The 26928-nt window shown below is 61.6% G+C and carries 24 protein-coding genes; 13 read left to right on the forward strand and 11 right to left on the reverse strand.

What is annotated here, in order from left to right; all coding sequences use genetic code 11:
* Positions 1-31: 31 nt before the first annotated feature.
* The gene (gene mltF / locus HX869_RS08625; RefSeq protein ID WP_102605540.1) at positions 32-1492 is read right to left on the reverse strand and encodes a membrane-bound lytic murein transglycosylase MltF; all 1461 of its coding nucleotides are present in this window, start codon (positions 1490-1492) and stop codon (positions 32-34) included.
* 287 nt (positions 1493-1779) lie between these two features.
* On the opposite strand from mltF, the gene purL reads away from it, so the two are divergent.
* The gene (purL, locus tag HX869_RS08630; protein WP_178902989.1) at positions 1780-5676 is read left to right on the forward strand and encodes a phosphoribosylformylglycinamidine synthase; all 3897 of its coding nucleotides are present in this window, start codon (positions 1780-1782) and stop codon (positions 5674-5676) included.
* Positions 5677-5680: 4 nt separating this feature from the next.
* Positions 5681-5992, forward strand: a complete 312-nt coding sequence (locus HX869_RS08635; protein ID WP_093201315.1) for an NGG1p interacting factor NIF3 — start codon at positions 5681-5683, stop codon at positions 5990-5992.
* Between the two features lie 180 nt (positions 5993-6172).
* On the opposite strand, the gene nagE is transcribed toward HX869_RS08635, so the two are convergent.
* The 7 genes from nagE to HX869_RS08670 all read right to left on the reverse strand — a co-directional run bounded on the left by nagE (position 6173) and on the right by HX869_RS08670 (position 14686).
* Complete coding sequence (nagE, locus tag HX869_RS08640) at positions 6173-7831, reverse strand: N-acetylglucosamine-specific PTS transporter subunit IIBC (protein WP_218646271.1); 1659 nt, start codon at positions 7829-7831, stop codon at positions 6173-6175.
* Positions 7832-7905: 74 nt separating this feature from the next.
* The gene (gene ptsP, locus HX869_RS08645) at positions 7906-10413 is read right to left on the reverse strand and encodes a phosphoenolpyruvate--protein phosphotransferase (protein ID WP_178902991.1); all 2508 of its coding nucleotides are present in this window, start codon (positions 10411-10413) and stop codon (positions 7906-7908) included.
* Between the two features lie 36 nt (positions 10414-10449).
* Positions 10450-11472: an SIS domain-containing protein gene (locus HX869_RS08650; protein WP_023659131.1), complete on the reverse strand. Its 1023-nt coding sequence runs from the start codon at positions 11470-11472 to the stop codon at positions 10450-10452.
* On the reverse strand, positions 11453-12559 hold the full coding sequence (gene nagA / locus HX869_RS08655) for an N-acetylglucosamine-6-phosphate deacetylase (protein WP_087695120.1): 1107 nt from the start codon (positions 12557-12559) through the stop codon (positions 11453-11455). The genes HX869_RS08650 and nagA overlap by 20 nt, the downstream gene beginning before the upstream one ends.
* A 10-nt stretch (positions 12560-12569) precedes the next feature.
* Entirely contained in the window at positions 12570-13328 is a 759-nt protein-coding gene (locus tag HX869_RS08660) for a GntR family transcriptional regulator (protein ID WP_003209609.1), read from the reverse strand.
* A 263-nt stretch (positions 13329-13591) separates the two neighbouring features.
* On the reverse strand, positions 13592-14095 hold the full coding sequence (locus HX869_RS08665; RefSeq protein WP_003209608.1) for a murein L,D-transpeptidase family protein: 504 nt from the start codon (positions 14093-14095) through the stop codon (positions 13592-13594).
* A 42-nt stretch (positions 14096-14137) separates the two neighbouring features.
* The gene (locus HX869_RS08670) at positions 14138-14686 is read right to left on the reverse strand and encodes an NUDIX hydrolase (protein ID WP_003209606.1); all 549 of its coding nucleotides are present in this window, start codon (positions 14684-14686) and stop codon (positions 14138-14140) included.
* Positions 14687-14832: 146 nt separating this feature from the next.
* Here HX869_RS08670 and HX869_RS08675 point away from each other — a divergent pair, with 146 nt between their 5' ends.
* The 5 genes from HX869_RS08675 (at position 14833) to purT (ending at position 18094) form a co-directional block, all read left to right on the forward strand.
* Positions 14833-15435, forward strand: coding sequence for a CoA pyrophosphatase (locus HX869_RS08675; protein ID WP_003209605.1), 603 nt, complete (start codon positions 14833-14835; stop codon positions 15433-15435).
* A gap of 39 nt (positions 15436-15474) precedes the next feature.
* Positions 15475-15999 (forward strand): gamma carbonic anhydrase family protein, encoded by a 525-nt coding sequence (locus tag HX869_RS08680; RefSeq protein ID WP_008438249.1) that lies wholly within the window; start codon positions 15475-15477, stop codon positions 15997-15999.
* On the forward strand, positions 15996-16211 hold the full coding sequence (locus HX869_RS08685) for a DUF1289 domain-containing protein (protein ID WP_087695119.1): 216 nt from the start codon (positions 15996-15998) through the stop codon (positions 16209-16211). Before HX869_RS08680 ends, HX869_RS08685 begins: the two co-directional genes overlap by 4 nt.
* A 164-nt stretch (positions 16212-16375) precedes the next feature.
* Positions 16376-16843: a hypothetical protein gene (locus tag HX869_RS08690; protein WP_003209599.1), complete on the forward strand. Its 468-nt coding sequence runs from the start codon at positions 16376-16378 to the stop codon at positions 16841-16843.
* Positions 16844-16912: 69 nt separating this feature from the next.
* Positions 16913-18094, forward strand: a complete 1182-nt coding sequence (purT, locus tag HX869_RS08695; protein ID WP_178902992.1) for a formate-dependent phosphoribosylglycinamide formyltransferase — start codon at positions 16913-16915, stop codon at positions 18092-18094.
* A 94-nt stretch (positions 18095-18188) separates the two neighbouring features.
* On the opposite strand, the gene HX869_RS08700 is transcribed toward purT, so the two are convergent.
* The 3 genes from HX869_RS08700 to HX869_RS08710 form a co-directional block, all read right to left on the reverse strand.
* On the reverse strand, positions 18189-19499 hold the full coding sequence (locus HX869_RS08700) for an MFS transporter (protein ID WP_003209595.1): 1311 nt from the start codon (positions 19497-19499) through the stop codon (positions 18189-18191).
* A gap of 221 nt (positions 19500-19720) precedes the next feature.
* A complete protein-coding gene (locus HX869_RS08705) occupies positions 19721-20959 on the reverse strand; it encodes a transporter associated domain-containing protein (RefSeq protein WP_178902993.1) in 1239 nt (412 codons plus the stop codon).
* 12 nt (positions 20960-20971) lie between these two features.
* Positions 20972-21784 (reverse strand): inner membrane protein YpjD, encoded by an 813-nt coding sequence (locus HX869_RS08710; RefSeq protein WP_010176828.1) that lies wholly within the window; start codon positions 21782-21784, stop codon positions 20972-20974.
* 234 nt (positions 21785-22018) lie between these two features.
* Here HX869_RS08710 and ffh point away from each other — a divergent pair, with 234 nt between their 5' ends.
* The 6 genes from ffh to xerD all read left to right on the forward strand — a co-directional run bounded on the left by ffh (position 22019) and on the right by xerD (position 26848).
* Entirely contained in the window at positions 22019-23395 is a 1377-nt protein-coding gene (gene ffh / locus HX869_RS08715; protein ID WP_003209589.1) for a signal recognition particle protein, read from the forward strand.
* A 250-nt stretch (positions 23396-23645) separates the two neighbouring features.
* Positions 23646-23897 carry a 30S ribosomal protein S16 gene (gene rpsP / locus HX869_RS08720; RefSeq protein WP_003209587.1) on the forward strand — a complete coding sequence of 84 codons (252 nt, stop codon included), beginning with the start codon at positions 23646-23648 and terminating at the stop codon, positions 23895-23897.
* 5 nt (positions 23898-23902) lie between these two features.
* On the forward strand, positions 23903-24439 hold the full coding sequence (gene rimM, locus HX869_RS08725) for a ribosome maturation factor RimM (protein ID WP_003175898.1): 537 nt from the start codon (positions 23903-23905) through the stop codon (positions 24437-24439).
* Positions 24440-24482: 43 nt separating this feature from the next.
* A complete protein-coding gene (trmD, locus tag HX869_RS08730; RefSeq protein WP_236260845.1) occupies positions 24483-25193 on the forward strand; it encodes a tRNA (guanosine(37)-N1)-methyltransferase TrmD in 711 nt (236 codons plus the stop codon).
* A 45-nt stretch (positions 25194-25238) separates the two neighbouring features.
* Positions 25239-25589: a 50S ribosomal protein L19 gene (gene rplS / locus HX869_RS08735; protein ID WP_003175895.1), complete on the forward strand. Its 351-nt coding sequence runs from the start codon at positions 25239-25241 to the stop codon at positions 25587-25589.
* Between the two features lie 362 nt (positions 25590-25951).
* Positions 25952-26848, forward strand: coding sequence for a site-specific tyrosine recombinase XerD (gene xerD / locus HX869_RS08740; RefSeq protein ID WP_003209584.1), 897 nt, complete (start codon positions 25952-25954; stop codon positions 26846-26848).
* The last annotated feature ends 80 nt before the right edge of the window (positions 26849-26928 follow it).

Consider the following 26928-nt stretch of genomic DNA (forward strand, 5'->3'; position numbering starts at 1 on the left):
TTGGTTTTGTGGTGTTTGGAGAATCGGGGGATTACAGCTGCGGGGTTTCTTCCGTCGGCTTGGTCTTGTCCACACCCGGCACATGCAGGTTGCCTTCGACCACCTGGTTGCCTTCCAGCTGCGGCTGCGTCACCCACGTCAGAATGTCGTAGTAACGCCGGATGTTCGCCACAAAATGCACGGGCTCACCGCCACGGGCATAGCCATAACGCGTCTTGCTGTACCACTGCTTCTGCGACAGGCGCGGCAGCATCTTCTTCACGTCCAGCCACTTGTTCGGGTTCAGGCCTTCTTTTTCGGCCAGCTTGCGCGCGTCGTCCAAATGGCCGGTGCCGACGTTGTACGCCGCCAGGGCAAACCAGGTGCGGTCCGGCTCGGCAATCTTGTCGTCCAGCTCATCCTTGATCTTGGCCAGGTACTTGGCGCCGCCCATGATGCTCTGCTTGGCGTCCAGGCGGTTGGACACGCCCATGGCCTGCGCCGTGTTCTGGGTCAGCATCATCAGGCCGCGCACGCCGGTCTTGGAGGTCACCGCCGGCTGCCAGAGTGATTCCTGGTAGCCGATGGCCGCCAGCAGGCGCCAGTCGACCTTTTCTTCCTTGGCATAGGCCCGGAAGTGTTTCTCGTATTTGGGCAGGCGCTGCTGCAGATGCTGGGCGAAGGTGTAGGCGCCCATGTAGCCGAGTACATCGACGTGCCCGTAATAGCGATCTTTCAGGCGTTGCAGCGTGCCGTTCTTTTCCACCTTGTCGAGGTAGTTGTTGACCTCGTTGAGCAGGCTGTTGTCTTCACCGGCGGCGACCGCCCAGGCTTGATGACTGGCGTCACCGAGGTCAAAGGCCACCCGCACGTTGGGGAAGTACACCTGGTTCATCGCCACTTCGTTGGAGTCCACCAGGGTCAGGTCGATCTGGCCCTCATCCACCATGCGCAGCAGGTCGACCACCTCAACGGCGTCGGACTCTTCGTAGTCAATCCCGGGAAACTGTTTTTTCAGCTGCGCCAGTTGCTCGGCGTGGGTGCTGCCCTTGAGCACCATGATCTTCTTGCCCACCAGGTCTGCCGCGGTGGTCGGCCGGGACTGGCCGTTGCGGTAGATGATCTGCGGGGTGACTTCCAGATAAGGGTGGGAGAAACGCACTTGCTGGCGACGCTGCTCACTGCTGACCAGGCCGGCGGCGGCCAGTACCGGGCCGTTGGGTTTGCCGATCTGCGAGAACAGGTCATCCAGGTTGTCGGCCGCCTCGATCTCGAGCTTTACCCCCAACTCGTCGGCAAAACGTTTTACCAGTTCGTATTCGAAGCCGGTTTCGCCGTTACGGTCCTGGAAATAAGTGGCCGGACTGTTTCGGGTGACCACCCGCAATACGCCATCCTCCTTGATTCGCTCGAGCGTGTTGGGTTTATCCACACACGCACTGAGCAGCAGGAAGAGTCCGGTAACGAAGAGCCATTTGGCGCATCGCGGGCGTAAAGCAGTAGGGGAGAACATCTGCGCAGTATACGCAAAGGACCCTCGGCGCCATATCTCGACAGCGGGGCACTTGTCTGCTAGCGCCCGTAAACCTTGGCTGCAGCCCGCAGAAACGGGGCTTGGCAGCCGATTGTGACGGTTAAAATAACTGCCCGGAATCGCCTGTATGGCCATATGATATCGTGCGATTTATGCCAACTGACGTCCGGCTGCGGCCACTGGTGCCGTTTCGGGTGCCGTTGGCGACGGTTTACGCTAGAATGCACGGCCTCAAAGCACACCCCCTTCCCGAGGCTGTCCCGAAGATGTTGATCCTGCGCGGCGCTCCTGCCCTTTCTGCCTTTCGCCACAGCAAACTCCTTGAGCAACTGAGCCAGAAGGTACCTTCTGTCAGTGGCTTGTATGCTGAATTTGCTCACTTCGCCGACGTTACCGGCGTTTTGACCGCCGACGAACAGCAAGTGCTGGCGCGCCTTCTGAAGTACGGTCCCAGCGTTCCTGTTCAAGAGCCTAACGGCCGCTTGTTCCTGGTCCTGCCACGATTCGGCACCATCTCGCCCTGGTCGAGCAAGGCCAGCGACATCGCCCGCAACTGCGGCCTGGACAAAATCCAGCGCCTGGAACGCGGGATTGCCTTCTATGTAGCAGGCCAGTTCAGCGAGGCCGAGGCCGAGCTGATCGCCAGCAGCCTGCACGACCGCATGACCCAGATCATCGTGGGCCAGTTGGAACAGGCTGCCGGTCTGTTCAGCCACGCCGAGCCCAAGCCGCTGACCGCGATTGACGTGCTCGGTGGTGGCCGTGCCGCCTTGGAAACCGCCAACACCGAGCTGGGCCTGGCCCTGGCCGAAGACGAAATTGACTACCTGGTCAACGCCTTCATCGGCCTGAAGCGCAACCCCCACGACATCGAACTGATGATGTTCGCCCAGGCGAACTCCGAGCACTGCCGCCACAAGATCTTCAACGCCAGTTGGGACATCGACGGCCAGAGCCAGGAAAAAAGCCTGTTCGGCATGATCAAGAACACCTACGTGATGCACAGCGAAGGCGTTCTGTCGGCTTATAAGGACAATGCCTCGGTCATCGTCGGCTCTGTCGCCGGCCGTTTCTTCCCGGACCCTGAAACCCGCCAGTACGGCGCGGTGCAGGAGCCGGTGCATATCCTGATGAAAGTCGAGACTCACAACCACCCGACCGCGATTGCCCCGTTCCCGGGCGCAGCCACCGGTTCCGGCGGCGAGATTCGCGACGAAGGTGCAACCGGTCGTGGCGCCAAGCCAAAGGCTGGCCTCACTGGCTTCACCGTGTCCAACCTGCAGATCCCGGGCTTCGAACAGCCGTGGGAAGTGCCGTACGGCAAGCCTGAGCGCATCGTCACCGCGCTGGACATTATGATCGAAGGCCCGCTGGGCGGCGCCGCGTTCAACAACGAATTCGGGCGTCCGGCCCTGACCGGTTACTTCCGTACTTTCGAGCAATCCATCACCACCCCCCGTGGCGATGAAGTGCGCGGTTACCACAAGCCAATCATGTTGGCCGGCGGCATGGGCAACATCCGCGCCGAACACGTACAGAAAGGCGAGATTCTGGTCGGCTCCAAGCTGATCGTCCTCGGTGGCCCGGCGATGCTGATCGGCCTGGGTGGCGGCGCCGCTTCCTCCATGGCCACCGGCACCAGCTCGGCCGACCTGGACTTCGCTTCCGTACAGCGTGAAAACCCTGAGATGGAACGCCGTTGCCAGGAAGTCATCGACCGTTGCTGGCAACTGGGTGACAAGAACCCCATCAGCTTCATCCACGACGTCGGCGCAGGTGGCTTGTCCAACGCCTTCCCGGAACTGGTCAACGATGGCGACCGTGGCGGCCGTTTCGAACTGCGCAACATTCCAAACGACGAGCCGGGCATGGCCCCGCACGAAATCTGGAGCAACGAATCCCAGGAACGTTACGTCCTGGCCGTCGGCCCTGCCGACTTCGAACGCTTCCAGGCGATCTGTGAACGCGAGCGCTGCCCGTTTGCCGTGGTCGGCGAAGCCACTGCCGAGCCGCAACTGACGGTCACCGACAGCCACTTCGGCAACAGCCCGGTGGACATGCCGCTGGAAGTGCTGCTGGGCAAAGCCCCGCGCATGCACCGTTCGGCCGTGCGTGAAAACGAACTGGGCGACGATTTCGACCCGTCGACCCTGGCCATCGCCGACTGCGTGGAGCGCGTCCTGCACCACCCGGCCGTTGCCAGCAAAAGCTTCCTGATCACCATCGGCGACCGCACCATCACCGGTCTGGTTGCCCGTGATCAAATGGTCGGCCCGTGGCAGGTCCCGGTGGCTGACGTTGCCGTCACCGCTACCAGCTTCGACGTGTACACCGGTGAAGCCATGGCCATGGGCGAGCGGACTCCGCTGGCGCTGCTGGACGCCCCGGCGTCGGGCCGCATGGCCATCGGCGAAACCCTGACCAACATCGCGGCTTCGCGTATCGCCAAGATCTCCGACATCAAGCTGTCGGCCAACTGGATGTCCGCTGCCGGTCACCCGGGTGAAGATGCGCGCCTGTACGACACCGTGAAAGCGGTCGGCATGGAGCTGTGCCCTGAGCTGGGCATCACCATTCCGGTGGGCAAGGACTCCATGTCCATGGCCACCCGCTGGAACGATGAAGGCGTGGACAAGAGCGTCACCTCGCCGCTGTCGCTGATCGTTACCGGCTTTGCGCCAGTCACCGACATTCGCCAGACCCTGACCCCGCAACTGCGCATGGACAAGGGCACCACCGACCTGATCCTGATCGACCTCGGTCGCGGTCAGAACCGCATGGGCGCCTCGATCCTTGCCCAGGTGCACGGCAAGCTCGGCAAGCAGGCCCCGGACGTCGACGACGCCGAAGACCTGAAAGCTTTCTTCGCCGTGATCCAGGGCCTGAACGCCGACGGCCACCTGCTGGCTTACCACGACCGTTCCGACGGTGGTTTGCTGACCAGCGCCGTGGAAATGGCCTTCGCCGGTCACTGCGGCCTGAGCCTGAACCTCGATGGCCTGGCAGAAACTTCCGCTGACATCGCAGCAATCCTGTTCAACGAAGAGCTGGGCGCCGTTATCCAGGTTCGCCAGGACGCAACCCCGGACGTACTCGCACAGTTCAGCGCCGCTGGCCTGGGCGACTGCGTGGCCGTGATTGGCCAGCCGATCAACAACGGTGAAATCAACATCGTCTTCAACGGCGAAACCGTGTTTGAAGGCCAGCGCCGCCTGCTGCAACGCCAGTGGGCCGAGACCAGCTACCAGATCCAGCGCCTGCGCGACAACGCCGACTGCGCCGAGCAGGAATTCGAGGTGATCCTGGAAGAAGACAATCCGGGCCTGAGCACCAAGCTCAGCTTCGACGTCAACCAGGACATCGCCGCGCCTTACATCAAGAAAGGCATCCGCCCACAAGTGGCCGTCCTGCGTGAGCAGGGCGTCAACGGCCAGGTGGAAATGGCGGCAGCGTTCGACCGTGCCGGCTTCAATGCGATCGACGTGCACATGAGCGACATCCTCGCCGGTCGCGTCGACCTCAATGAGTTCAAAGGCCTGGTTGCCTGCGGTGGTTTCTCCTACGGCGACGTACTGGGTGCCGGTGAAGGCTGGGCCAAGTCGGCCCTGTTCAACAGCCGTGCCCGTGACGCGTTCCAGGGCTTCTTCGAGCGTAATGACAGCTTCACCCTGGGTGTGTGCAACGGTTGCCAGATGATGTCCAACCTCAGCGAACTGATCCCGGGCAGCGAGTTCTGGCCGCACTTTGTGCGTAACCGCTCCGAGCAGTTCGAAGCGCGGGTTGCGATGGTCCAGGTACAGGAATCCAACTCGATCTTCCTGCAGGGCATGGCCGGTTCGCGCATGCCAATCGCCATCGCCCACGGTGAAGGCCATGCGGAATTCGCCAGCGAAGAAGCACTGCTGGAAGCCGACCTGTCCGGTACTGTGGCCCTGCGTTTTGTCGACAACCACGGCAAGGTCACCGAAGGCTACCCGGCCAACCCGAACGGCTCGCCGCGCGGGATCACCGGGCTGACCAGCCGCGACGGTCGCGTCACCATCATGATGCCGCACCCGGAGCGTGTGTTCCGCGCCGTGCAGAACTCGTGGCGCCCGGAAGAGTGGAACGAAGACGGCGCGTGGATGCGCATGTTCCGTAACGCTCGCGTCTGGGTGAACTAAGTCGGTGTACAAGCTCAGCTTCTTTGTGCCCGACAGCCACGTGGAGACGGTGAAAACCGCCGTCTTCGCAGCCGGCGGCGGGCGCATCGGCCACTACGACAGCTGCGCCTGGCAGGTACTGGGCCAGGGCCAATTCCGCGCGATGGACGGCAGCCAGCCGTTTATCGGGCAGGTGGGGCAGGTTGAAGTGGTTGAAGAGTGGAAGGTTGAGTTGGTGGTGGCGGATGAGTTGATCGTGGCTGTGGTGGCTGCGTTGAAGCTTAGCCATCCGTACGAGACACCGGCGTATGAGGTGTGGCAGTTGGCGGATTTTTGATTCGCTGGTTGAAAAACAAGAAACCCGCTGGGCCAGTTTGGTCAGCGGGTTTTTTGTTGCCTGTAGGGCCTCATCGCGGGCAAGCCCGGCTCCCACATTGGACCGCGTTGCCATGACGGGCACCGATCAAAATGTGGGAGCGGGCTTGCTCGCGAAGAGGCCCTGATGCTCAGCAAAGATTCAGGCTTTTACCCCAACCTCACGGCCACTGACCAACCGCTCCAACGCCTCACCCAACCCCGAAGCCTTGTCACCAATCAGCAAGTGCCAAACCCCACTCTCAAGCTGGCTCACACCCTGGCAACCCAGCGCCGTCAGTTGAGATTCCGACAACACCGAACCATCCCCCAACTCCACCCGCAGCCGCGTCATCGACACCGCATCCAATTGCAAAACATTGGCCCGACCGCCCAGCGCACTCAGCCATTTCTCGGCCTCATGCACGTTCACTGGCGTGCTCTTCTCAACCGGTGCAGCAGCGACCGGAGTGACGCCAACATACGAAGGCATCGCCAACCGAATCTCATCGGCAATGCTGTCCGCCATCGGCCCGACCACCACCTGCAAACTCCCGCCATTACCCGGTCGAACCACCGCCATCGCACCCAGCGCCTTCAACTCGGCATCCACCGCCTTGTTGCGGTCCACCATGTCCAGCCGCAGACGCGTCGTGCAAGCACCCACACTCAGCAGATTCTCTGCACCACCCAGCGCCCGAATGTAAGCCCCGGCCCGCTGGTTATCAGTCATGGCCTCAGCCTGCACCACCTGAATATCCTCACGCCCCGGCGTCTTCAAATTGAAGCGACGAATGCAGTAATTGAACACGCTGTAGTAGATCACCGCATACGCCAGCCCAACCGGGAATACCAACCAGCCGTTGGTGGATTTACCCCAGCCCAGCACCATGTCGATAAACCCACCGGAGAAGGTAAAGCCCAGGTGAATGTTGAGCATGTTGGTGATCGCCATCGACAACCCGGTCAGCAGCGCATGCACCAGGTACAGGAACGGCGCGAGGAACATGAAGGCGAATTCGATCGGCTCGGTGACCCCGGTCAGGAACGAGGTCAGCGCCATCGACAGGAAAATCCCGCCCATGATCTTGCGCCGCTCCGGCAGTGCATTGCGGTACATCGCCAGGCACGCCGCCGGCAGGCCGAACAGCATTACCGGGAACATGCCGGTCATGAACTGCCCACCTTTCGGGTCGCCGGCAAAATAGCGAGTCAGGTCGCCGGTCACTACCGCGCCGGTCGTCGGGTCGGTGAAGGTGCCGAACACAAACCACGCCATGTTGTTGAGGATATGGTGCAAGCCGGTGACGATCAGCAGGCGGTTGAACACGCCAAACACGAACGCACCAAAACTGCCGCTTTCCATCAGCAACACGCCGAAGCTGTTGATGCCTTGCTGCACGGGTGGCCAGATCAAACCAAAGATCACCCCCAGCGCCACCGCGGAGAACCCGGTGACGATCGGCACAAACCGTCGCCCACCAAAGAATGCGAGGTACTCCGGCAGCTTGATGTCCTTGAAACGGTTATACAGGGCACCGGCCATCAAGCCGCTGGCGATGCCCGCGAGCATGCCCATGTTGATGCTGGCGTCCATCACCTTGAGGGTGGAGACCATCACCAGGTAACCGATGGCGCCTGCCAGGCCCGCCGTGCCGTTGTTGTCGCGGGCAAAACCCACGGCAATGCCGATGGCGAAGATCAGCGCCAGGTTGGCGAAGATCGCCTGCCCGGCGTCGTGCATCACCGCGATGTTCAGCAGGTCAGTGTCGCCCAGTCGCAGCAGGAGGCCGGCGATCGGCAGAATCGCGATCGGCAGCATCAGCGCACGGCCCAGGCGTTGCAGCCCTTCGATAAAATATTGGTACACGGCGTGTCTCCCTATTCTTGTTGTTTTCAGCTCAGCGGCCAGTGGTGTTGACAGGCTTGGCGAACGGCTTTGGCGCTGCTCAGGTTAAGCAGGCTTTGGCTCAGTTGCCGGCATTGGGCTGCGTCCAGGTGACGGACACGGTCCTTGATTTCTCCGATCTGCGGCGGGCTGACGGACAGCTCGCTGATGCCCAGACCGATCAGCACCGGCGTGGCCAGCGGGTCGGACGCCAGCGCCCCGCACACACCGACCCAGCGCCCATGCTTGGCTGCGCCGATGCACGTCTGGGCGATCAGCCGCAACAGCGCCGGGTGCATGGCATCGACCCGGGCGGCGAGGCCGGCGTGGTCGCGGTCCATGGCGAGGGTGTACTGCGATAGGTCATTGGTGCCGATGGACAGAAAGTCCGCGTGCTCGGCCAGTTGTTCGGCCATCAGCGCCGCCGCGGGCACTTCGATCATCACCCCCAGTTCCGGGCGTTGGGTCAGTTCCAGCTCGGCGCACAGTTCATCGAGGCGCTGGCGAATGTGCAGCAGTTCGTCGACTTCGCTGACCATTGGCAGCAGGATGCGGCAACGTTCCAGCGGGCTGACCTGGAGAAGGGCACGCAGTTGCTGGTCCAGCAGTTCCGGGCGTACCTGGGCCATGCGAATGCCCCGCAGGCCCAGCACCGGGTTGGTCTCGAACGGCAGCGGCAGGTAGTCGAGTTGCTTGTCGCCGCCGACGTCGATGGTGCGGATGATCACTGATTTGTCGCCCATGGCATCCAGTACGGCTTGGTAGGCCTGGCGCTGCTCTTGCTCGTCGGGCGCGGTGCGGCGGTCGACGAAGAGAAATTCTGTGCGCAGCAGGCCGACGCCATCGGCGCCATTCTCGAAGGCCAGTTGGGCTTCGACGCTGGAGGCGACATTCGCGGCCACTTCAATACGCACGCCATCCTGAGTGCTGGCGGTGCCTTGAGCCTCCGCGTGCTGCTGTTGGCGCCGCAGTTTCTGTGCATCGCGCAACTGGTGAACCTGGGCGTGGCGCGCATCATCCGGCGTCAGCTCCAGGCGGCCGTTGGCGGCATCCAGCACCACGCGCTGGCCTTGGGGCACATCAAGCAATTCAGTGCCCAGTGCAACCACGCACGGCAAGCCTTTACCCCGCGCCAGAATCGCCACATGAGACGTCGCGCCGCCTTCGGCCATGCAGATACCGGCGGCGTGTTGATTGCTCAGTTGCAGCAGATCCGATGGGGTCAGCTCATGGGCCGAGACGATAGCGCCGGCCGGCAAATCAAAATTCCAGGCCTCGCCCAGCAACGCCCGCAGCACGCGTTGCTGCAAGTCGCGCAGGTCGTTGGCGCGTTCGGCGAACAACGGTTTACCCAGTGCCAGCAGCACCGCGCATTGGGCCTGGATCGCATCGCGCCAGGCGTGAGTGGCGGCGCTGCCCTGTTCGATGGCGGCGGTGGCGGCCTCCAGCAACGTAGGGTCTTCCAGCAGGGCCAGGTGGGCGGCGAAGATCTCTTCTTCCTCCACATCCTTGCGCTGACGGGCCTGGTCCAGGGTGTGGCGGATTTCGCTACGCACCTGTTCCAGGGCGCTGTCCAGGTGCTGCAATTGTTCATCCGGCACGTTGTTGCCCGGGTCCACCGGCAGCTCGATTCCGTTCAGGCGGAACAACGGGCCGCAGACCAACCCCGGCGCGGCACACACGCCTTGCAGTACTCCGGCTTCGGTATTCGCGCGGCGTGGGGCGACGGCCACTGGAGCGTGATGCGCTTCGCTAACTTCCACCGACAGCGCAGCGATCAGTGCTTGCAGCGCCGCTTCACAATCCTTGCCACGACAGGTGACCTGCACCTCGTCCTGCTCACCAATCCCCAGGCCCATCAAGCCGATCAGGCTGTCGCACGAAGCCGACTTGCCAGCGAAATGCAGCTGCGACTGGCTGCTGAATGCCTGTGCAGTCTTGCGGATCAAGGCAGCGGGGCGCGCATGCAGGCCGCCACGATGGGTGATGCGAATAGTCGCGCTGGCTTCGGTGACCGACTCATCAATCACTTTCGCTGCACCGGCCAACCGTGCAACCACATGCAGCAGCGGCTCGCCGACCTTCACTGTTTTCAAGGTGATCGGCCGTAGCTCAAACAGCTCGCTGTTGGTCAGGATGATCAAGCTGACCAGGCTTTTGCACTGCCGCGCAATCAGGTCCAGATCAAACTGCACCAGTGCCTGGCCCTTGCTGACGCGCGCACCTTGCTTGACCAGCAGCGCAAAGCCTTCGCCATTCAATTCCACCGTGTCGATGCCCACGTGCATCAGCAATTCAGCGCCGTTATCGGCGCGAATGGTCAGCGCATGCCCGGTGCGGGCGACGTGGATGATCACGCCATCACACGGCGCGTGCAGGCAATCGTTGAGCGGGTCGATGGCAATGCCGTCGCCCATGGCGCCACTGGCGAACACTTCGTCGGGAACGTCGCCCAGGGTCAGCACCGGCCCACTGAGGGGAGCGCTGAGGGTGAGGTCTTTATTATTGTGGGACATGGGCACGGTACTCATCAGGAAAACGCTGCAATCAACTCAGTGGGTGCGGGTCACTTTGCTCAAGTGACGCGGTTGGTCCGGGTCCATGCCCCGGGCCTCTGCCAAACCGGCGGCCATCACGTAGAAACTCTGGATCGCCAGGATCGGGTCCAGGGCCGGGTGTTCGGCGCGGCTCAGAGTCAGGTCGCGCTCGGCGATGTCATCGGGAGCGGCCAGCAGCACGCGGGCACCGCGCTGGCGCATATCGGCGGCCAGGCTCAGCAGGCCGGCTTGTTCGGCGCCGCGTGGGGCGAAGACCAGCAGCGGGTAGTTGTCATCGATCAGAGCCATCGGGCCATGGCGCACTTCGGCGCTGCTGAAGGCTTCGGCCTGGATCGCCGAGGTTTCCTTGAGCTTGAGCGCGGCTTCCTGGGCAATGGCAAAACCGGCGCCACGGCCGATCACCATCAGTTGCTGGCAGTCGCGCAGGGCGTCGATGGCCAGGCTCCAGTCTTGCCTGGCGGCTTCACGCAAACCTTCGGGCAGTGCCTTACAGGCTTGCAGCAACTCGTCTTCCTGATTCCAGTGGCCGATCAGCTGGGCGCTGGCGCTCAGGGTCGCGATAAAGCTTTTGGTGGCGGCGACGCTGCGTTCCGGCCCGGCGCACAGCGGCACATGGAATTCGCAGGCGGCTTCCAGTGGCGAGTCTTCGGCGTTGACCATCGAGATGCTCAAGGCGCCGCGCTTGCGCAACAGGCGCAGGCTGTTGACCAGGTCCGGGCTCTGTCCCGACTGGGAGAAACCGAACGCCACTTGCCCGCTGACCTTGAGCGGCGATTGCAGCATGGTCACCACCGACATCGGCAGCGACGCCACCGGAATCCCCAGATGTTGCATGGTCAGGTAGGCGAAGTAACTGGCGGCGTGGTCCGAGCTGCCACGGGCGATGGTCATCGCCACTTGCGGTGGCTGGCGACGCAGGCGGCCGGCGACTTCCACCAGCAGCGGGTCCAGGCGTTGCAGTTGAGCCTCGACGGCCTCACAGGAGGCCAGGGCCTCTTCAAGCATTTTTGAAGTCAATGGTTTCTCCTTCGACCATTACGTCGGTGAGGTGCAGGGAGCGGTCCAGGCGCACGCAGTCGGCAAAGCTGCCGGGTTGCAGGCGACCGCGTTCTTCGAGGCCCAGGTAGTCCGCAGGAAATTGCGACAGGCGTTGTGAGGCTTCGCTGATCGGCAGGCCGATCTTCACCAGGTTGCGCAGCGCCTGGTCCATGGTCAGGGTGCTGCCGGCCAGCGTTCCATCGGCCAGGCGGACGCCGCCCAGGCACTTGGTCACGGTGTGGCTGCCCAGCTTGTATTCGCCGTCGGGCATGCCGGCAGCGGCGGTGGAATCGGTGACGCAGTACAGGCACGGGATCGAGCGCAGCGCCACGCGCATGGCACCGGGGTGCACGTGCAGCAGGTCGGGAATCAACTCGGCGTATTTGGCGTGGGCCAGGGCCGCGCCGACGATGCCGGGCTCGCGGTGATGCAGCGGGCTCATGGCGTTGTACAAGTGGGTAAAGCTGGTGGCCCCGGCGGCGAGGGCGGCGACACCTTCTTCATAGCTGCCCAGGGTGTGGCCGATCTGCATGCGCACGCCACGTTCGCTGAGGGCGCGGATCAGGCCGTCATGGCCGGCGATTTCCGGAGCAATGGTGATCACCCGGATCGGCGCCAGGCGCAGGTATTCTTCGACTTCGGCCATCAAGGCGGTGTGGGCGAAGTTCGGTTGTGCGCCGAGTTTTCCCGGATTGATGTAGGGGCCTTCCAGGTGCACGCCCAGGACACGAGCGGTGCCGGTCGGGCGGCTTTCGCAATAGGTGCCGATTTCGCCGAGCACGCGGGAAATCTCATCCACTGGCGCGGTCATGGTGGTGGCCAGCAGCGAGGTGGTGCCAAACCGCACGTGGGTGCGGGTGATGGTGTGGAAGGCGTCGGTGCCTTCCATGATGTCTTTGCCGCCACCGCCGTGCACGTGCAGGTCGATAAAGCCTGGCAGCAGGTACGGCAGGTCGTTGTCAGCCGGGTTGCACGGGCTGCCTTCTACGGCAGTGACCTTGCCGTGCTGGTGCACCAGGCGGCCGCGAATCCAGCCGTGTGGCGTGAGGATATTGTCTTCGGACATGGGCAGTTCTCTAAATTCGCAGTTCAGCGGAATAGTCGTGGCGGCGCAGTTCTGCGACGAAGTCGTAGTAGTCGTTGCGGCAGTAGGTGTCGGTGATTTCAATCGGGGTGTTGTCGGCGGTGTAGCCCACCCGGGTCATCAGCAGCATGGCGGTGCCAGGGGCGATGCCCACCAGGGCTGCGAACTCGTCCGAGGCGTTGATCGCCTGGATGTGTTGCAGGGCGCGCACGATGGGCTTGCCGATGCTTTCCAGGTATTCGTACAGCGAATTGCCGATGGCCTGCGGGTGGGGGAGGACGGAGGCGGGCATGGCGGTCATTTCAATCGCCATCACCGTGTCGTCGGCCTTACGCAAACGCTTGAGCCGCGCGACTTTGTCGCTGGGTGACAGGCCCAGGCGAATCAATTCTTCATGGGTCGGCGGGGTGATGTCGCGCTCGAGCCACTGGGAAGTCGGCACAAAGCCCTTGAGCCGGAGCATTTCGCTGAAGCCCGAGAGGCGCGACAGCGGTTGTTCCAGGCGTGGCGTGATGAAGGTTCCGGAGCCTTGGCTGCGACGGATCAGACCTTGTTCGAACAGCACTTCCAGCGCCTTGCGGGCGGTCACCCGGGAAATGCTCAGTTGCTCGCTGAGGGCACGTTCCGACGGCAAAGCCTGCTCGGATTTCCACTGGCCGGCATGAATCGCGGCTTCGAGGTTGCGGGCCAGTTGCAGGTACAGCGGCGTCGATTGTTTATCGTCGGGGCGCAGGGCCAGGATGGGGTTCATCGTGTCGGTTTCCGATGCGGTTATTGGAGTGTTGTCGCCCGGTAGTGATCGCAAGCTAATACCACTTAAATACCATGTCAATGCAGCGAAAACAGTGCAGGCGAGCGTTTGCGGGCGCCTTAATAGTGCGCCAGTTCAAGTGGTATTAGAGAGGTCTTTATTTCAGGCAGAAGCGCGCAGCTTGCCGAGGTGAACTGGTATTCACCGGCAGGCCACCCATGGGGCGGGAATTTTTTTTGAATTATTTTACGAGGGGCAGGAAATTACGGACGAATCTCGATCATCGTGCCGTCTTTCACCAGGTTCCAGACTTCGCGCATGTCGACATTGCGCATGCCGATGCAGCCGTCGGTCCAGTCCAGGGTGTGGAACAGCTCTTCGGGGTAGTCCTCGGCGTCGGGGGTGCCGTGGATCATGATCATGCTGCCGGGCTTGACCCCTTCGCGGCGGGCGCGCGCGGAATCGCTGATATTGGGGTAGGAGATGTGCATGGCCAGGTTGAAGCGGTCGCTGGTCTTGCGCCAGTCGATCCAGTAGAAACCTTCCGGGGTGCGGCGGTCGCCTTCCATCAGCTTGGTGCCCTTGGGGTTCTTGCCCAGGGAAATGCGGTAGGTCCTGAGGGGCTTGCCGTCATTGATCAGTTGCAACTGATGGGCCGACTTGAGCACCAGGATTTTCTCGACGGGTTTGCCCCCCAGGATCACTTGGGTGGAGGCTGGCGACAGCGTGGCAAACGACAGGCAGATCAGAGCAAGCAACCAACGCATTGAAACGGTATCCCCTGAAAAGACTACGTGCCGCCTGGATTGTTATTTGGCCAACTGGGTCAGCGGCGGCACCGATTCGCTGCGCACCGGATACGACTGTTGCCGGCGGTCAGCAAAAAAGCATTCTAAGGTACGCCCGACCGTGCGGAAAGCCAGCTCGGACCAAGGGATGTCGGCTTCATCGAATAAGCGCACTTCAAGGCTTTCGGGACCGGCGGCAAAATCCAGGTCGATCAGTTCGGCCCGGTAGAAGATGTGCACCTGGCTGATGTGCGGCACGTCGATCAGGGTGTAGATGCTCAGGTTGCGCACCCGGGCGCAGGCTTCTTCCAGGGTTTCGCGCATCGCGGCCTGCTCGACGGTCTCGCCGTTCTCCATGAAGCCGGCGGGCAAGGTCCAGAAACCCAGGCGCGGCTCGATGGCGCGCCGGCACAGCAGCACCTGGTCGCCCCACACCGGTACGGTGCCCGCGACGATATTGGGGTTCTGGTAGTGAATGGTCTGACAGTGATCGCAGACATAACGCAGGCGTGCGTCGCCTTCGGGAATGCGCTGGGTGACCGGTTTACCGCACTGGCTGCAGAAGTTCATGCTGGGGTTCCTGGAGAGTGCGCCTATCTTGGCGTGACCGGGTATGGGCTGCAAGTTGTCGTTTAGCGACATGGCCAGGGTTTTGGGGTTGGGCGTGCGCAAGGTTTGGTGCATGATGCAAGGTAGCCAACAGACCGAGATGACTCATGCTGGACGAGCTACTTCGCCGGGTAAGCAATCATACGCCCCACACGCTGGAGACCGACGGTCGTTTCCCGGAAGCGGCGGTACTGGTGCCGATCACCCGCAGTGACGAACCCGAGCTGATCCTGACCTTGCGCGCCAGCGGGTTATCCACCCATGGCGGCGAAGTGGCATTCCCTGGCGGGCGGCGCGACCCGGAAGACCCGGACCTGATCTTCACCGCGCTGCGCGAAGCCGAAGAAGAGATCGGCCTGCCGCCGGGTTTGGTGGAAGTCATCGGGCCGTTGAGCCCGCTGATTTCCCTGCACGGTATCCGTGTCACGCCTTATGTAGGCGTTATCCCCGATTACGTCGAATACCTGGCCAATGACGCCGAGATCGCCGCTGTTTTCAGCGTGCCCCTGGAGTTTTTTCGCCAGGACCCGCGCGAACATACCCACCGTATCGATTACCAGGGCCGCAGTTGGTACGTGCCCAGTTACCGGTTTGGCGAATACAAGATCTGGGGCCTGACGGCGATCATGATCGTCGAGCTGATCAATCTGCTCTATGACGATGCCGACATCAGCCTGCATCGACCGCCGAAAAGCTTCATCAATACCTAAGAGCCAGATGGCCATCGTTCCTGCCGTGAGGATCCACCTATGAAATACCGCCTGGGCGACGCCCGAGTCGAAACCCATCCCAACAGCTGGGTGGCCCCCAATGCCACGCTGGTGGGCAAGGTCAAGCTGGAGGAGGGCGCCAACGTCTGGTTCAACGCGGTGTTGCGCGGCGACAACGAGCTGATCCTGATCGGCAAGAACAGCAACGTGCAGGACGGCAGCGTGATGCACACCGACATGGGTTACCCGCTGACCCTTGGCACCGGCGTGACCATCGGCCATAACGCCATGTTGCATGGCTGCACCGTCGACGATTACAGCCTGATTGGCATCAATGCGGTGATTCTTAACGGGGCGAAGATCGGCAAGCACTGCATCATCGGCGCCAATTCGCTGATCGGCGAGGGCAAGGAAATTCCCGATGGTTCGTTGGTGATGGGCTCGCCGGGCAAGGTGGTGCGGGAACTGACCGACGTGCAGAAGAAAATGCTCGAGGCCAGCGCTGCGCACTATGTGCATAACGCCCAGCGGTATGCCCGTGATCTGGTTGAGCAGGAAGAATGAACCCGGTAGAACGACCCGTCGCCTCGCCGTGCGTGAGCATTTGTGCGCTGGATGACGATGATATCTGCACGGGATGCCAGCGGACGGTGGATGAAATCACCCGCTGGAGTCGCATGGACAACGCCGAGCGCCGGGTGGTGTTGGGGTTGTGCCATGAGCGGGCGAAGGCGAGTGGGCTGGTGTGGATGATTCCGGGGAAGTCCGGCGCCTGATAGACGGCTTTCGCGAGCAAGCCCGCTCCCACATTTGATTGCGTTTATCTTGGAGGAATGCGTTCAAAATGTGGGAGCGGGCTTGCTCGCGAAAGGGCCCGCCCAGACGACATATTTCCAAATGTGAAGTACCCTGTGCCCCTTGTTCACAGGTCCCTCGCCCCATGTTCTTCCTGATTGCCTACATCAGCAGCGTCGTGCTGATCAACTTCGCCTTTTCCACCGCTCCGCACCTGGATGTGATCTGGTCCGCCTGGGGCGGCCTGGTATTTGTCCTGCGGGACATGGTGCAAACCCGTTTCGGCCATGGCGCGATCATCGCCATGCTGGCGGCGCTGGTGCTGTCCTATATCACCTCCGATCCGTCCATCGCCCTGGCCAGCGCCACGGCGTTCGCGGTGTCCGAATGCATTGACTGGCTGGTGTTCAGCATCACCAAGCGCCCACTCCACGACCGCCTGTGGATAAGTTCGGCGCTGAGTATCCCCCTCGATACCTTCATCTTTTTCGGCCTGATCGGCGCCTTGACGCCCGCGGTCGCCGGCACTGCCCTGGTGTCGAAATTCGCCGGCGTTACCGTGGTGTGGCTGGCCATGGCCTGGCGTTTGCGCCGGCAGCGCGTCGCCAACTGAAGCCAATCTTTACAGTTCATGTAAAATGCCGGCCTTTCTCCCCACGATCCGCTCCCCTGAGGACCTGAGATGACCCGAATCGGAACTCCATTGTCGCCAACCGCGACCCGCGTAATGCTGTGTGGCTGCGGTGAGCTGGGCAAGGAAGTGGTAATCGAACTGCAACGCCTGGGCGTTGAAGTGATTGCCGTGGATCGCTACGCCAACGCGCCGGCCATGCAGGTTGCCCACCGCAGCCATGTGATCAACATGCTCGATGGCGCCGCCCTGCGTGCCGTGATCGAAGCCGAAAAGCCGCACTTCATCGTGCCGGAAATCGAAGCGATCGCCACCGCCACCCTCGTGGAGCTGGAAGCCGAAGGCTTCACCGTGATCCCGACCGCCCGCGCGACGTTGCTGACCATGAACCGCGAAGGCATCCGTCGCCTGGCCGCCGAAGAGCTGGACCTGCCGACCTCGCCGTACCACTTCGCCGACACCTTCGAGGACTACAGCAAGGCCGTCACCGACCTGGGCTTCCCGTGTGTGGTCAAGCCGGTGATGAGTTCGTCGGGCAAGGGCCAGAGCCTGCTGCGCAGCGCCGATGACGTGCAGAAAGCCTGGGATTACGCCCAGGAAGGCGGGCGTGCCGGCAAGGGCCGCGTGATCATCGAAGGCTTTATCGACTTCGACTACGAAATCACCCTGCTGACCGTGCGCCACATTGGCGGCACTACCTTCTGCGCGCCTGTCGGTCACCGTCAGGAGAAGGGCGACTATCAGGAATCCTGGCAGCCACAGGCCATGAGCCCGATTGCACTGGCGGAATCCGAGCGCGTTGCCAAGGCGGTAACCGAAGCGTTGGGTGGTCGTGGTCTGTTTGGCGTCGAGCTGTTTATCAAAGGCGATCAGGTGTGGTTCAGCGAAGTGTCGCCGCGCCCCCATGACACTGGCCTGGTGACCCTGATTTCCCAGGACTTGTCGCAGTTCGCCCTGCATGCGCGGGCAATTCTCGGCCTGCCGATCCCGTTGATCCGTCAGTTCGGGCCTTCGGCTTCGGCGGTGATCCTGGTGGAAGGCAAGTCGACCCAGACGGCGTTTTCCAACCTGGGTGCAGCCTTGAGCGAGCCGGATACGGCGTTGCGTCTGTTCGGCAAGCCGGAAGTGAATGGCCAGCGCCGTATGGGCGTGGCGTTGGCGCGGGATGAGTCGATTGAGGCAGCGCGGGCTAAAGCCACTCGTGCTTCGAAAGCGGTTGTTATAGAGCTGTAACCGAGTCGCGCCCTTCGCGAGCAAGCCCGCTCCCACATTTGAATGTATTCGCAAATCAAAATGTGGGAGGGGGCTTGCTCCCGAAGGCGGTTTATCAGGCGACCTTGTTCAAATCGTTATTGCGCGTCTCTTTCAGGCACAACACAGCAATCAAGCTGATCACCGCTGCCGCCGACACATACCCGCCGACATAACTCAAACCGCCCATCGCCACCAGCTTGGTCGCGAAGAACGGTGCCGCCGACGCACCCACGATCCCACCCAGGTTATACGCCGCCGAAGCACCGGTATAACGCACGCGGGTCGGGAACAGTTCCGGCAACATCGCGCCCATCGGGGCAAACGTCACGCCCATCAGGAACAGCTCCAGCGCCAGGAACAGTGCCACGGCCCAGGTTGAACCGTGGGTCAGCAACGGCTCCATGGTGAAGCCGGAGAGGATGGTCAGAATCGCCCCCACAATCAGCACCGGCTTACGCCCGTAACGGTCGCTGGCCCACGCCGCCAGCGGCGTCGCCGCGCCCATGAACAGCACCGCGAAGCACAACAGCCCGAGGAAGGTTTCACGGCTGTAACCCAGCGTAGACACGCCGTAGCTCAGGGAAAACGCGGTGGTGATATAGAACAGCGCATAACACACCACCATCGAGGCCGCACCCAGCAGGACCGGCAGCCAATGCTGGCTGAACAGTTCCACCAGCGGCACCTTCACCGGCGCTTCCTTGGCCACGGCGTTCGCGAACACCGGCGTTTCATGCAGTTTGAGCCGTGCATACAGCCCCACCATCACCAGCGCCGCGCTGAGAATGAACGGAATGCGCCAGCCCCAGCTGCGGAACTGTTCGTCGCTCAGGCTCATGGCCAGGATCAGGAACAGCCCGTTGGCCGCCAGAAAGCCAATCGACGGGCCCAACTGCGGGAACATGCCGAACCAGGCGCGTTTGCCCTTCGGGGCGTTCTCGGTGGCCAGCAACGCCGCGCCGCCCCATTCGCCGCCAAGCCCGAGGCCCTGGCCGAAGCGCAGTACGCAGAGCAGGATCGGTGCCCAGGCCCCGATGCTGTCATAACCGGGCAGCAAGCCGATCAGCGTGGTGCACACGCCCATCAGCAGCAGGGAAGCCACCAGTGTCGACTTGCGGCCAATCCGGTCACCAAAGTGGCCGAACAGCGCCGAGCCCAGTGGCCGCGCGATAAACGCGATACCGAAGGTCAGGAACGAGGCGAGCATCTGCGCCGTGCCGGAGGTTTGCGGGAAGAACACCGGGCCGATCACCAGCGCGGCGGCAGTTGCGTAGATATAGAAGTCGTAGAACTCGATGGCGGTGCCGATGATGCTCGCGGTGGCGACCCGGGCCGTCGAGTTGGTCGGGGCGGCGGTCGCCGTCTCGTTATAGGTGGTGCTCATTGAGGTATCCCTGACGGTCATTGCGCGTTTGGACGCGGATTATTATTGGTCGAACACCCATGGATCAGGGTTGTGCGCGGGGCGGCTCGGGATGGGAGCAAACACCGGTCAGACACGGTAAAGCGGTGCCTGGACGCGCTCAGTGCGGGTAGCACGCGGTCGGGCGGGGCTTGGGTAAGCCGCCCGATTATAGGAAGGGGTTTGCGGATCCAACAAGGGGCTTAAGCGGCGACCGGCACCGTGCTGGTGTGCCAGATCAGCACCTTGGCGACGCGGTTGTCCTCGGTCTCGAGGATTTCCAGGCGATAGCGGCCGATTTTCAGGCACACGGCGCAATCCGGAATGGTCTCCAGTGCTTCGGTCACCAGGCCGTTGAGGGTCTTGGGGCCGTCGCTGGGCAGGTGCCAGCCGAGGGTTTTGTTCAAGTCACGGATCGAGGCGGCGCCGTCGATCACGTAGCGGCCATCCAGTTGGGGCTGGATGTGCGGGTTGTCGAGGTGCTGCTCGTTTTCGAACTCACCGACGATTTCTTCAAGAATGTCTTCCAGGGTCACAATGCCCAGCACTTCGCCGTATTCATCCACCACCATGCCCAGGCGGCGCTGTTGCTTGTGGAAGTTCAGCAATTGCAGTTGCAGCGGCGTGCTTTCCGGGACGAAGTAGGGCTCGTGACAGGCCTCCAGCAGGGCTTCCTTGGTCAGGCTGGCGTCCGGCAGCAGGTGGCGGATCTGCCGCGTGTTGAGCACCGCCTCGACCTGGTTGATATCGCTGTGGAACACCGGCAGCCGGGTTCGGGTGGAAACCCGCAGTTGCTCGATGATTTCCTCTACCGGGTCATCCAGGTTGATGCCGTCCACTTCGCTGCGGGGCACCAGGATGTCGTTGACGGTGATGTTGTCCAGGGCGTGGATGCCCGGCATGCCCGGCGCGCGGGTGTTGGGGATTTCGGCTTCCGGCTCGTCGTCCTGGTCCGGCTGCGGCTCGTCGCTCTTCTTGACCAGCCCGGGCTTGCGGGTGAGCGGGCGCAGCAGCAACAGGCTGACACCGTTGAGCAGCCAGGCCAGCGGATAAAGGATTTTCAGCGGCACGCTCAGCAAGGTATTGCCGAAGCCAAGGATGGTTTGCGGGTGGCGAGTGGCCAGGGCGCGCGGCAGATAGTCGGCCAGCACCAGCAGCACCGCGCTGGAGATCACCCAGCCGAGCCACGGGCCGTTTTCCGCCCAGGCGTAGATCGCCAGCAGGGTGCAGAGAATCACCACCACGGCGCGGCACAGGGTGTTGCAGAGGATCAGGCTGTTGCGCGGGAAGTTCAGGCGGGCGGCGGCTTTGTCACCCTGGCGGGTGCCGGGGCGCAGGGCCAGCAAATGTTGCTGGGCGGCTTCGATGGCGGTAAACAGCGCCGACCATAAAACCAGCAAGGCTACTACCGCAAGCATCGGCCCCAAGGGCAAGTTGTCCATGTCGGCTGCCCGTCAGATATGCAGGATGTATTCGCGAACCAGCTTGCTGCCGAAATAGGCCAGCATCAGCAGGCAGAAACCGGCCAGGGTCCAGCGGATCGCCTTGTGCCCGCGCCAGCCGAGACGGTTGCGGCCCCACAGCAGCACGCTGAACACCACCCAGGCCAGGCAGGCCAGCAGGGTTTTATGCACAAGGTGCTGGGCAAACAGGTTCTCGACGAACAGCCAGCCGGAGATCAGCGACAGCGACAGCAGCGTCCAGCCGGCCCAGAGGAAGCCGAACAGCAGGCTTTCCATGGTTTGCAGCGGCGGGAAGTTCTTGATCAGCCCCGACGGGTGCTTGTGCTTGAGCTGGTGGTCTTGCAACAGCAGCAGCAAGGCCTGGAACACCGCGATGGTGAACATGCCGTAGGCGAGGATCGACAGCAGGATGTGGGCGAGGATGCCCGGCTCTTCATCAATGACCTGCACGGTGCCGGTCGGTGTGAATTGCGCCAGCAGCACCGTCAGCATCCCGAGCGGGAACAACAGCACCAGCAGGTTCTCCACCGGGATCCGGTAGCAGGCCATTAGGGTCAGCGCGATCACCGCGGCGGCAATCAGGCTGGCAGCGCTGAAGAAATCCAGGCCCAGGCCGACCGGCGTCATCAAGTGCGTGAACAGGCTGGCGGCGTGAGCCAGCAGGGCGAGGACGCCAAGGCCTACCAGCAGGCGTTTGTCGGCCTTGGCGCCTTGGGCCAGACGAGTGCCCTGATAGAGGGTCGCAGCGGCATACAAGATGGCGGCGGCGAGGCTGGGTAGCAAACTGGGTGACAAAGGGAGCATAAATCCTGTTAAGCAGGCCCGAAAGGCGCTGAGTTTGGCATACACCTGCGTAACACGAAAGACTCTCAGGCCAGACAGCGGGTGTGCATGGCGACAGTCTTCGCTATAATCCGCGACCTGCCCACGCCGCAGGCTCGCCGAGCGCTGTTTTTAATAGCGATTTACCACAGCCTGGGCCGCCATTACCTCGGTCTAACAATGCATTTCGATGAATAGGGCCTGAAAGGATCGCGCATGTTTGAAAATCTGACTGACCGTCTCTCGCAGACGCTGCGCCATGTCACCGGCAAGGCCAAGCTGACCGAGGACAATATTAAAGACACCCTGCGTGAAGTGCGCATGGCGTTGCTGGAAGCCGACGTCGCCTTGCCGGTGGTGAAGGACTTCGTCAACTCGGTCAAAGAGCGCGCGGTCGGCACCGAAGTGTCCCGCAGCCTGACGCCGGGCCAGGCCTTTGTGAAGATCGTCCAGGCCGAACTCGAAAGCCTGATGGGCGCGGCCAACGAAGATTTGAACCTCAGCGCCGTGCCGCCAGCCGTTGTGCTGATGGCCGGTCTGCAAGGTGCGGGCAAGACCACCACCGCCGGCAAACTGGCGCGCTTCCTTAAAGAGCGCAAGAAGAAGTCGGTGATGGTGGTGTCTGCCGACGTTTACCGCCCGGCGGCTATTAAACAGCTGGAAATGCTCGCGGGCGAAGTGGGCGTGACCTTCTTCCCGTCCGACCTGAGCCAGAAGCCGGTCGATATCGCCCAGGCGGCTATTAAAGAAGCCAAGCTGAAATTCATCGACGTGGTCATCGTCGATACCGCCGGTCGCCTGCACATCGACGAAGAGATGATGGGCGAGATCAAGGCGCTGCATGCCGCGATCAACCCGGTAGAAACCCTGTTCGTGGTCGATGCCATGACCGGCCAGGATGCGGCCAATACCGCCAAGGCCTTTGGTGATGCGCTGCCGCTGACCGGTGTGATCCTGACCAAGGTCGACGGCGATGCCCGTGGCGGTGCCGCCTTGTCGGTACGCGCCATTACCGGCAAGCCGATCAAGTTCATCGGTATGGGCGAGAAGAGCGAAGCGCTCGAGCCGTTCCACCCTGAGCGGATCGCCTCGCGTATCCTCGGCATGGGCGACGTGCTCAGCCTGATCGAGCAAGCGGAAGCGACCCTCGACAAGGACAAGGCCGACAAGCTGGCTAAAAAGCTGAAGAAGGGCAAGGGCTTCGACCTCGAAGACTTCCGCGACCAGCTGCAACAGATGAAGAACATGGGCGGCCTCGGCGGCCTGATGGACAAGCTGCCGAACATCGGCGGCGTGAACCTGGCGCAAATGGGCAATGCCCAGGGCGCGGCAGAGAAGCAATTCAAGCAGATGGAAGCCATCATCAATTCCATGACCCCGGCCGAGCGCCGCGACCCTGAGCTGATCAGCGGTTCGCGCAAACGTCGGATCGCCATGGGTTCCGGCACCCAGGTGCAGGACATCGGTCGCTTGATCAAGCAGCACAAGCAGATGCAGAAGATGATGAAGAAATTCTCCGCAAAAGGCGGGATGGCCAAGATGATGCGCGGCATGGGCGGTATGTTGCCCGGCGGCGGCATGCCGAAAATGTAAAGAATTCGAGCAGAAGTTCGCTTCTGCTCCGACCCGCAGGGATGCGGGATCTCCAGCAAACCCGCCATTGGCGGGAGCTGACTTGCCGTTTTAACCGACGGCTCTATAGCAGATCTGAATGGCACGCTGATAGGCGCCAGAAAAAGACATTTGCAAAAGTCCGGATATTCCTTAGAATATGCGGCCTTTCGGGCACCTATGCCCGCTGTGCATTTAGATTTGCAGCACCGACTACAGGAACGATGTTCACATGCTAACAATCCGTCTTGCCCTTGGCGGCTCCAAAAAGCGCCCGTTTTACCACTTGACCGTAACTGACAGCCGCAACCCACGTGACGGCTCTCACAAGGAACAAGTTGGCTTCTTCAACCCGATCGCTCGTGGTCAAGAAGTCCGTCTGTCCGTGAACCAAGAGCGCGTAGCCTACTGGCTGAGCGTTGGTGCACAACCTTCTGAGCGCGTTGCTCAGTTGTTGAAGGATGCATCTAAGGCTGCGGCCTGAGCAATATGAACGCGACGCCAGCGGTTGCTGATGATTTGATCGTTATCGGCAAGATTTATTCTGTTCATGGCGTTCGCGGCGAAGTGAAGGTGTATTCCTTTACTGATCCGACTGAAAACCTGTTGCAGTACAAGACCTGGACGCTCAAGCGCGAAGGTAGTGTGAAACAGGTAGAGCTGGTCAGTGGACGCGGGAGCGACAAGTTCCTGGTCGCAAAGCTCAAGGGTCTTGATGATCGTGAAGAAGCTCGTCTTCTGGCCGGTTATGAGATCTGCGTGCCGCGCAACCTGTTCCCTGAATTGACCGACGGCGAGTACTACTGGTACCAGCTTGAAGGTCTGAAGGTCATTGATCAACTCGGGCAATTGCTCGGGAAAATCGATCATCTTCTGGAAACCGGCGCCAATGATGTAATGGTGGTCAAGCCTTGCGCTGGCAGCCTGGATGATCGCGAACGCCTGTTGCCCTATACCGAGCAATGCGTGTTGGCCGTCGACCTGGCAGCGGGCGAGATGAAGGTGGAATGGGACGCGGACTTCTAACGTGGCGAACCTGCGCGTTGAAGTGATCAGTTTGTTTCCCGAGATGTTTTCCGCCATCAGCGAGTACGGCATCACCAGTCGGGCGGTGAAACAGGGGCTCTTGCAGCTCACCTGTTGGAACCCGCGAGACTACACGACGGATCGACATCACACTGTGGACGATCGCCCATTTGGCGGTGGTCCGGGCATGGTGATGAAGATCAAGCCCCTGGAAGATGCGTTGGTTCAGGCCAAGGCAGCCGCCGGGGAGAAGGCGAAGGTAATTTACCTGTCCCCTCAAGGCCGTCAGCTGAATCAGTCGGCGGTACGCGAGTTGGCGAATCTGGAAGCATTAATCCTGATTGCCGGTCGCTATGAAGGCATTGACGAGCGGTTTATTGATGCTCATGTCGATGAAGAGTGGTCGATTGGGGACTATGTCCTGTCTGGCGGCGAGCTGCCGGCGATGGTCCTGATAGATGCGGTTACACGACTGCTGCCTGGAGCTTTAGGGCATGCGGACTCCGCGGAGGAAGATTCCTTCACGGATGGTTTGCTGGATTGCCCGCACTACACCCGACCGGAGGTGTATGCGGATCAGCGTGTTCCCGACGTATTGCTAAGTGGCAATCACGCACACATCCGGCGTTGGCGTTTACAGCAGTCCCTTGGGCGGACCTATGAACGACGCGCCGATCTTCTGGAAAGCCGCTCGCTTTCTGGAGAAGAGAAGAAGCTGCTCGAGGAATACATCCTCGGGCGGGACGATAGTTAACAACGTATCGATGGTAGGTCCGACGACTTACCTTAGGAGCACAGCATGACTAACAAAATCATCCTTGCACTCGAAGCAGAGCAGATGACCAAAGAGATCCCTACCTTTGCCCCGGGCGACACCATTGTCGTTCAGGTGAAAGTGAAGGAAGGCGACCGTTCGCGTCTGCAAGCGTTCGAAGGCGTGGTAATTGCCAAGCGTAACCGTGGTGTGAACAGTGCTTTCACTGTTCGTAAAATCTCCAACGGTGTTGGCGTAGAGCGTACTTTCCAGACCTACAGCCCGCAAATCGACAGCATGGCCGTTAAACGTCGCGGTGACGTACGTAAAGCCAAGCTGTACTACCTGCGTGACCTGTCCGGTAAAGCAGCTCGCATCAAGGAAAAACTGGCTTAAGTCCAGCTTCCCGATGCAGAAAAAAGCAGCCTACGGGCTGCTTTTTTGTTGCCTGAAATTTGTCCATTTCCCCGGTATCTATTCATGACTCCCCGCCTCGAAGAAATTCAGCGTCGCACTGACCTTAAAGCCGTTTTCCGCTTTTGTGGCGAGGGAGCTTGCTCCCGTTGGGCTGCGCAGCGGCCCTGAAACCGGCAATAGAAGTCTCTCTGTTGGACCTCAATGGTCAATCAGGGCCGCTTCGCGCCCCAGCGGGAGCAAGCTCCCTTGCCACAGATTATTTGCCCGCTTTCATTGATGTGTAGCGGCCCGTGCTGCGATAGGATCTACCCGATACCGCCATTTTCCCTGCTTGAGCCCTCATGTCCGCCATCGACCACCCGCAGATAGACCGCTTCCTCGACGCCCTTTGGCTGGAAAAAGGCCTGTCGGACAACACCCGCCAGGCTTACCGCAGCGACCTCGCGTTGTTCAATGGCTGGCTGCAGGAGAAAAACCTCGAGCTGCTCGACGCCGGTCGCGAGCTGATTCTCGACCACCTGGCCTGGCGCCTGGAGCAAAACTACAAGCCTCGCTCTACTGCGCGTTTTCTCTCAGGCGTGCGTGGCTTCTATCGCTACCTGCTGCGGGAAAAGCTGATCGCTGTCGACCCAACCCTGCAAATCGACATGCCACAGTTGGGCCGGCCACTGCCCAAATCCCTGTCGGAAGCCGACGTCGAAGCCCTGCTCGCAGCTCCCGACCTGAGCGAAGCCATCGGCCAGCGCGACCGTGCCATGCTGGAAGTGCTGTATGCCTGCGGCCTGCGCGTCACCGAGTTGATCAGCCTGACCCTGGAACAGGTCAACCTGCGCCAGGGCGTATTGCGCGTAATGGGCAAGGGCAGCAAGGAGCGCCTGGTGCCCATGGGTGAAGAGGCGATCGTGTGGATCGAACGCTACATGCGCGACGCCCGAGCCGAATTGCTCAACGGTCGGCCCAGCGATGTGCTGTTTCCCAGCCAGCGCGGCGAACAGATGACCCGCCAGACCTTCTGGCATCGCATCAAGCACCAGGCCAAGGTTGCCGGCATCGGCAAGTCGCTGTCGCCCCACACCCTGCGTCACGCGTTCGCCACGCATTTGCTCAACCACGGCGCGGATTTGCGCGTGGTTCAAATGCTCCTGGGCCACAGCGACTTATCCACCACCCAGATCTACACCCACGTGGCGCGGGCACGTTTGCAGGAGATGCACGCCAAGCACCATCCCCGTGGATGAAAAACACTTCGGAAAAAGCCCAATTTCCCCGCGACTGGCTGCCCTGCGGCCCAACTGTGGTAGGCTTTGCCGGTTCGCAA

The sequence above is a fragment of the Pseudomonas sp. P7779 genome, assembly GCF_013386315.1.
In the GTDB taxonomy this organism is placed as follows: Bacteria; Pseudomonadota; Gammaproteobacteria; order Pseudomonadales; family Pseudomonadaceae; genus Aquipseudomonas.

Bases quoted from the DNA above. Each gene is read 5' to 3' on its own strand.
- mltF (WP_102605540.1), bottom strand. From the start codon at position 1,492: ATGTTCTCCCCTACTGCTTTACGCCCGCGATGCGCCAAATGGCTCTTC.
- purL (WP_178902989.1), top strand. From the start codon at position 1,780: ATGTTGATCCTGCGCGGCGCTCCTGCCCTTTCTGCCTTTCGCCACAGC.
- nagE (WP_218646271.1), bottom strand. From the start codon at position 7,831: ATGCTGCCGATCGCGATTCTGCCGATCGCCGGCCTCCTGCTGCGACTG.
- ptsP (WP_178902991.1), bottom strand. From the start codon at position 10,413: ATGTCCCACAATAATAAAGACCTCACCCTCAGCGCTCCCCTCAGTGGG.
- nagA (WP_087695120.1), bottom strand. From the start codon at position 12,559: ATGTCCGAAGACAATATCCTCACGCCACACGGCTGGATTCGCGGCCGC.
- HX869_RS08660 (WP_003209609.1), bottom strand. From the start codon at position 13,328: ATGAACCCCATCCTGGCCCTGCGCCCCGACGATAAACAATCGACGCCG.
- HX869_RS08665 (WP_003209608.1), bottom strand. From the start codon at position 14,095: ATGCGTTGGTTGCTTGCTCTGATCTGCCTGTCGTTTGCCACGCTGTCG.
- HX869_RS08670 (WP_003209606.1), bottom strand. From the start codon at position 14,686: ATGAACTTCTGCAGCCAGTGCGGTAAACCGGTCACCCAGCGCATTCCC.
- HX869_RS08675 (WP_003209605.1), top strand. From the start codon at position 14,833: ATGCTGGACGAGCTACTTCGCCGGGTAAGCAATCATACGCCCCACACG.
- HX869_RS08680 (WP_008438249.1), top strand. From the start codon at position 15,475: ATGAAATACCGCCTGGGCGACGCCCGAGTCGAAACCCATCCCAACAGC.
- HX869_RS08685 (WP_087695119.1), top strand. From the start codon at position 15,996: ATGAACCCGGTAGAACGACCCGTCGCCTCGCCGTGCGTGAGCATTTGT.
- HX869_RS08690 (WP_003209599.1), top strand. From the start codon at position 16,376: ATGTTCTTCCTGATTGCCTACATCAGCAGCGTCGTGCTGATCAACTTC.
- purT (WP_178902992.1), top strand. From the start codon at position 16,913: ATGACCCGAATCGGAACTCCATTGTCGCCAACCGCGACCCGCGTAATG.
- HX869_RS08700 (WP_003209595.1), bottom strand. From the start codon at position 19,499: ATGAGCACCACCTATAACGAGACGGCGACCGCCGCCCCGACCAACTCG.
- HX869_RS08705 (WP_178902993.1), bottom strand. From the start codon at position 20,959: ATGGACAACTTGCCCTTGGGGCCGATGCTTGCGGTAGTAGCCTTGCTG.
- HX869_RS08710 (WP_010176828.1), bottom strand. From the start codon at position 21,784: ATGCTCCCTTTGTCACCCAGTTTGCTACCCAGCCTCGCCGCCGCCATC.
- ffh (WP_003209589.1), top strand. From the start codon at position 22,019: ATGTTTGAAAATCTGACTGACCGTCTCTCGCAGACGCTGCGCCATGTC.
- rpsP (WP_003209587.1), top strand. From the start codon at position 23,646: ATGCTAACAATCCGTCTTGCCCTTGGCGGCTCCAAAAAGCGCCCGTTT.
- rimM (WP_003175898.1), top strand. From the start codon at position 23,903: ATGAACGCGACGCCAGCGGTTGCTGATGATTTGATCGTTATCGGCAAG.
- trmD (WP_236260845.1), top strand. From the start codon at position 24,483: ATGTTTTCCGCCATCAGCGAGTACGGCATCACCAGTCGGGCGGTGAAA.
- rplS (WP_003175895.1), top strand. From the start codon at position 25,239: ATGACTAACAAAATCATCCTTGCACTCGAAGCAGAGCAGATGACCAAA.
- xerD (WP_003209584.1), top strand. From the start codon at position 25,952: ATGTCCGCCATCGACCACCCGCAGATAGACCGCTTCCTCGACGCCCTT.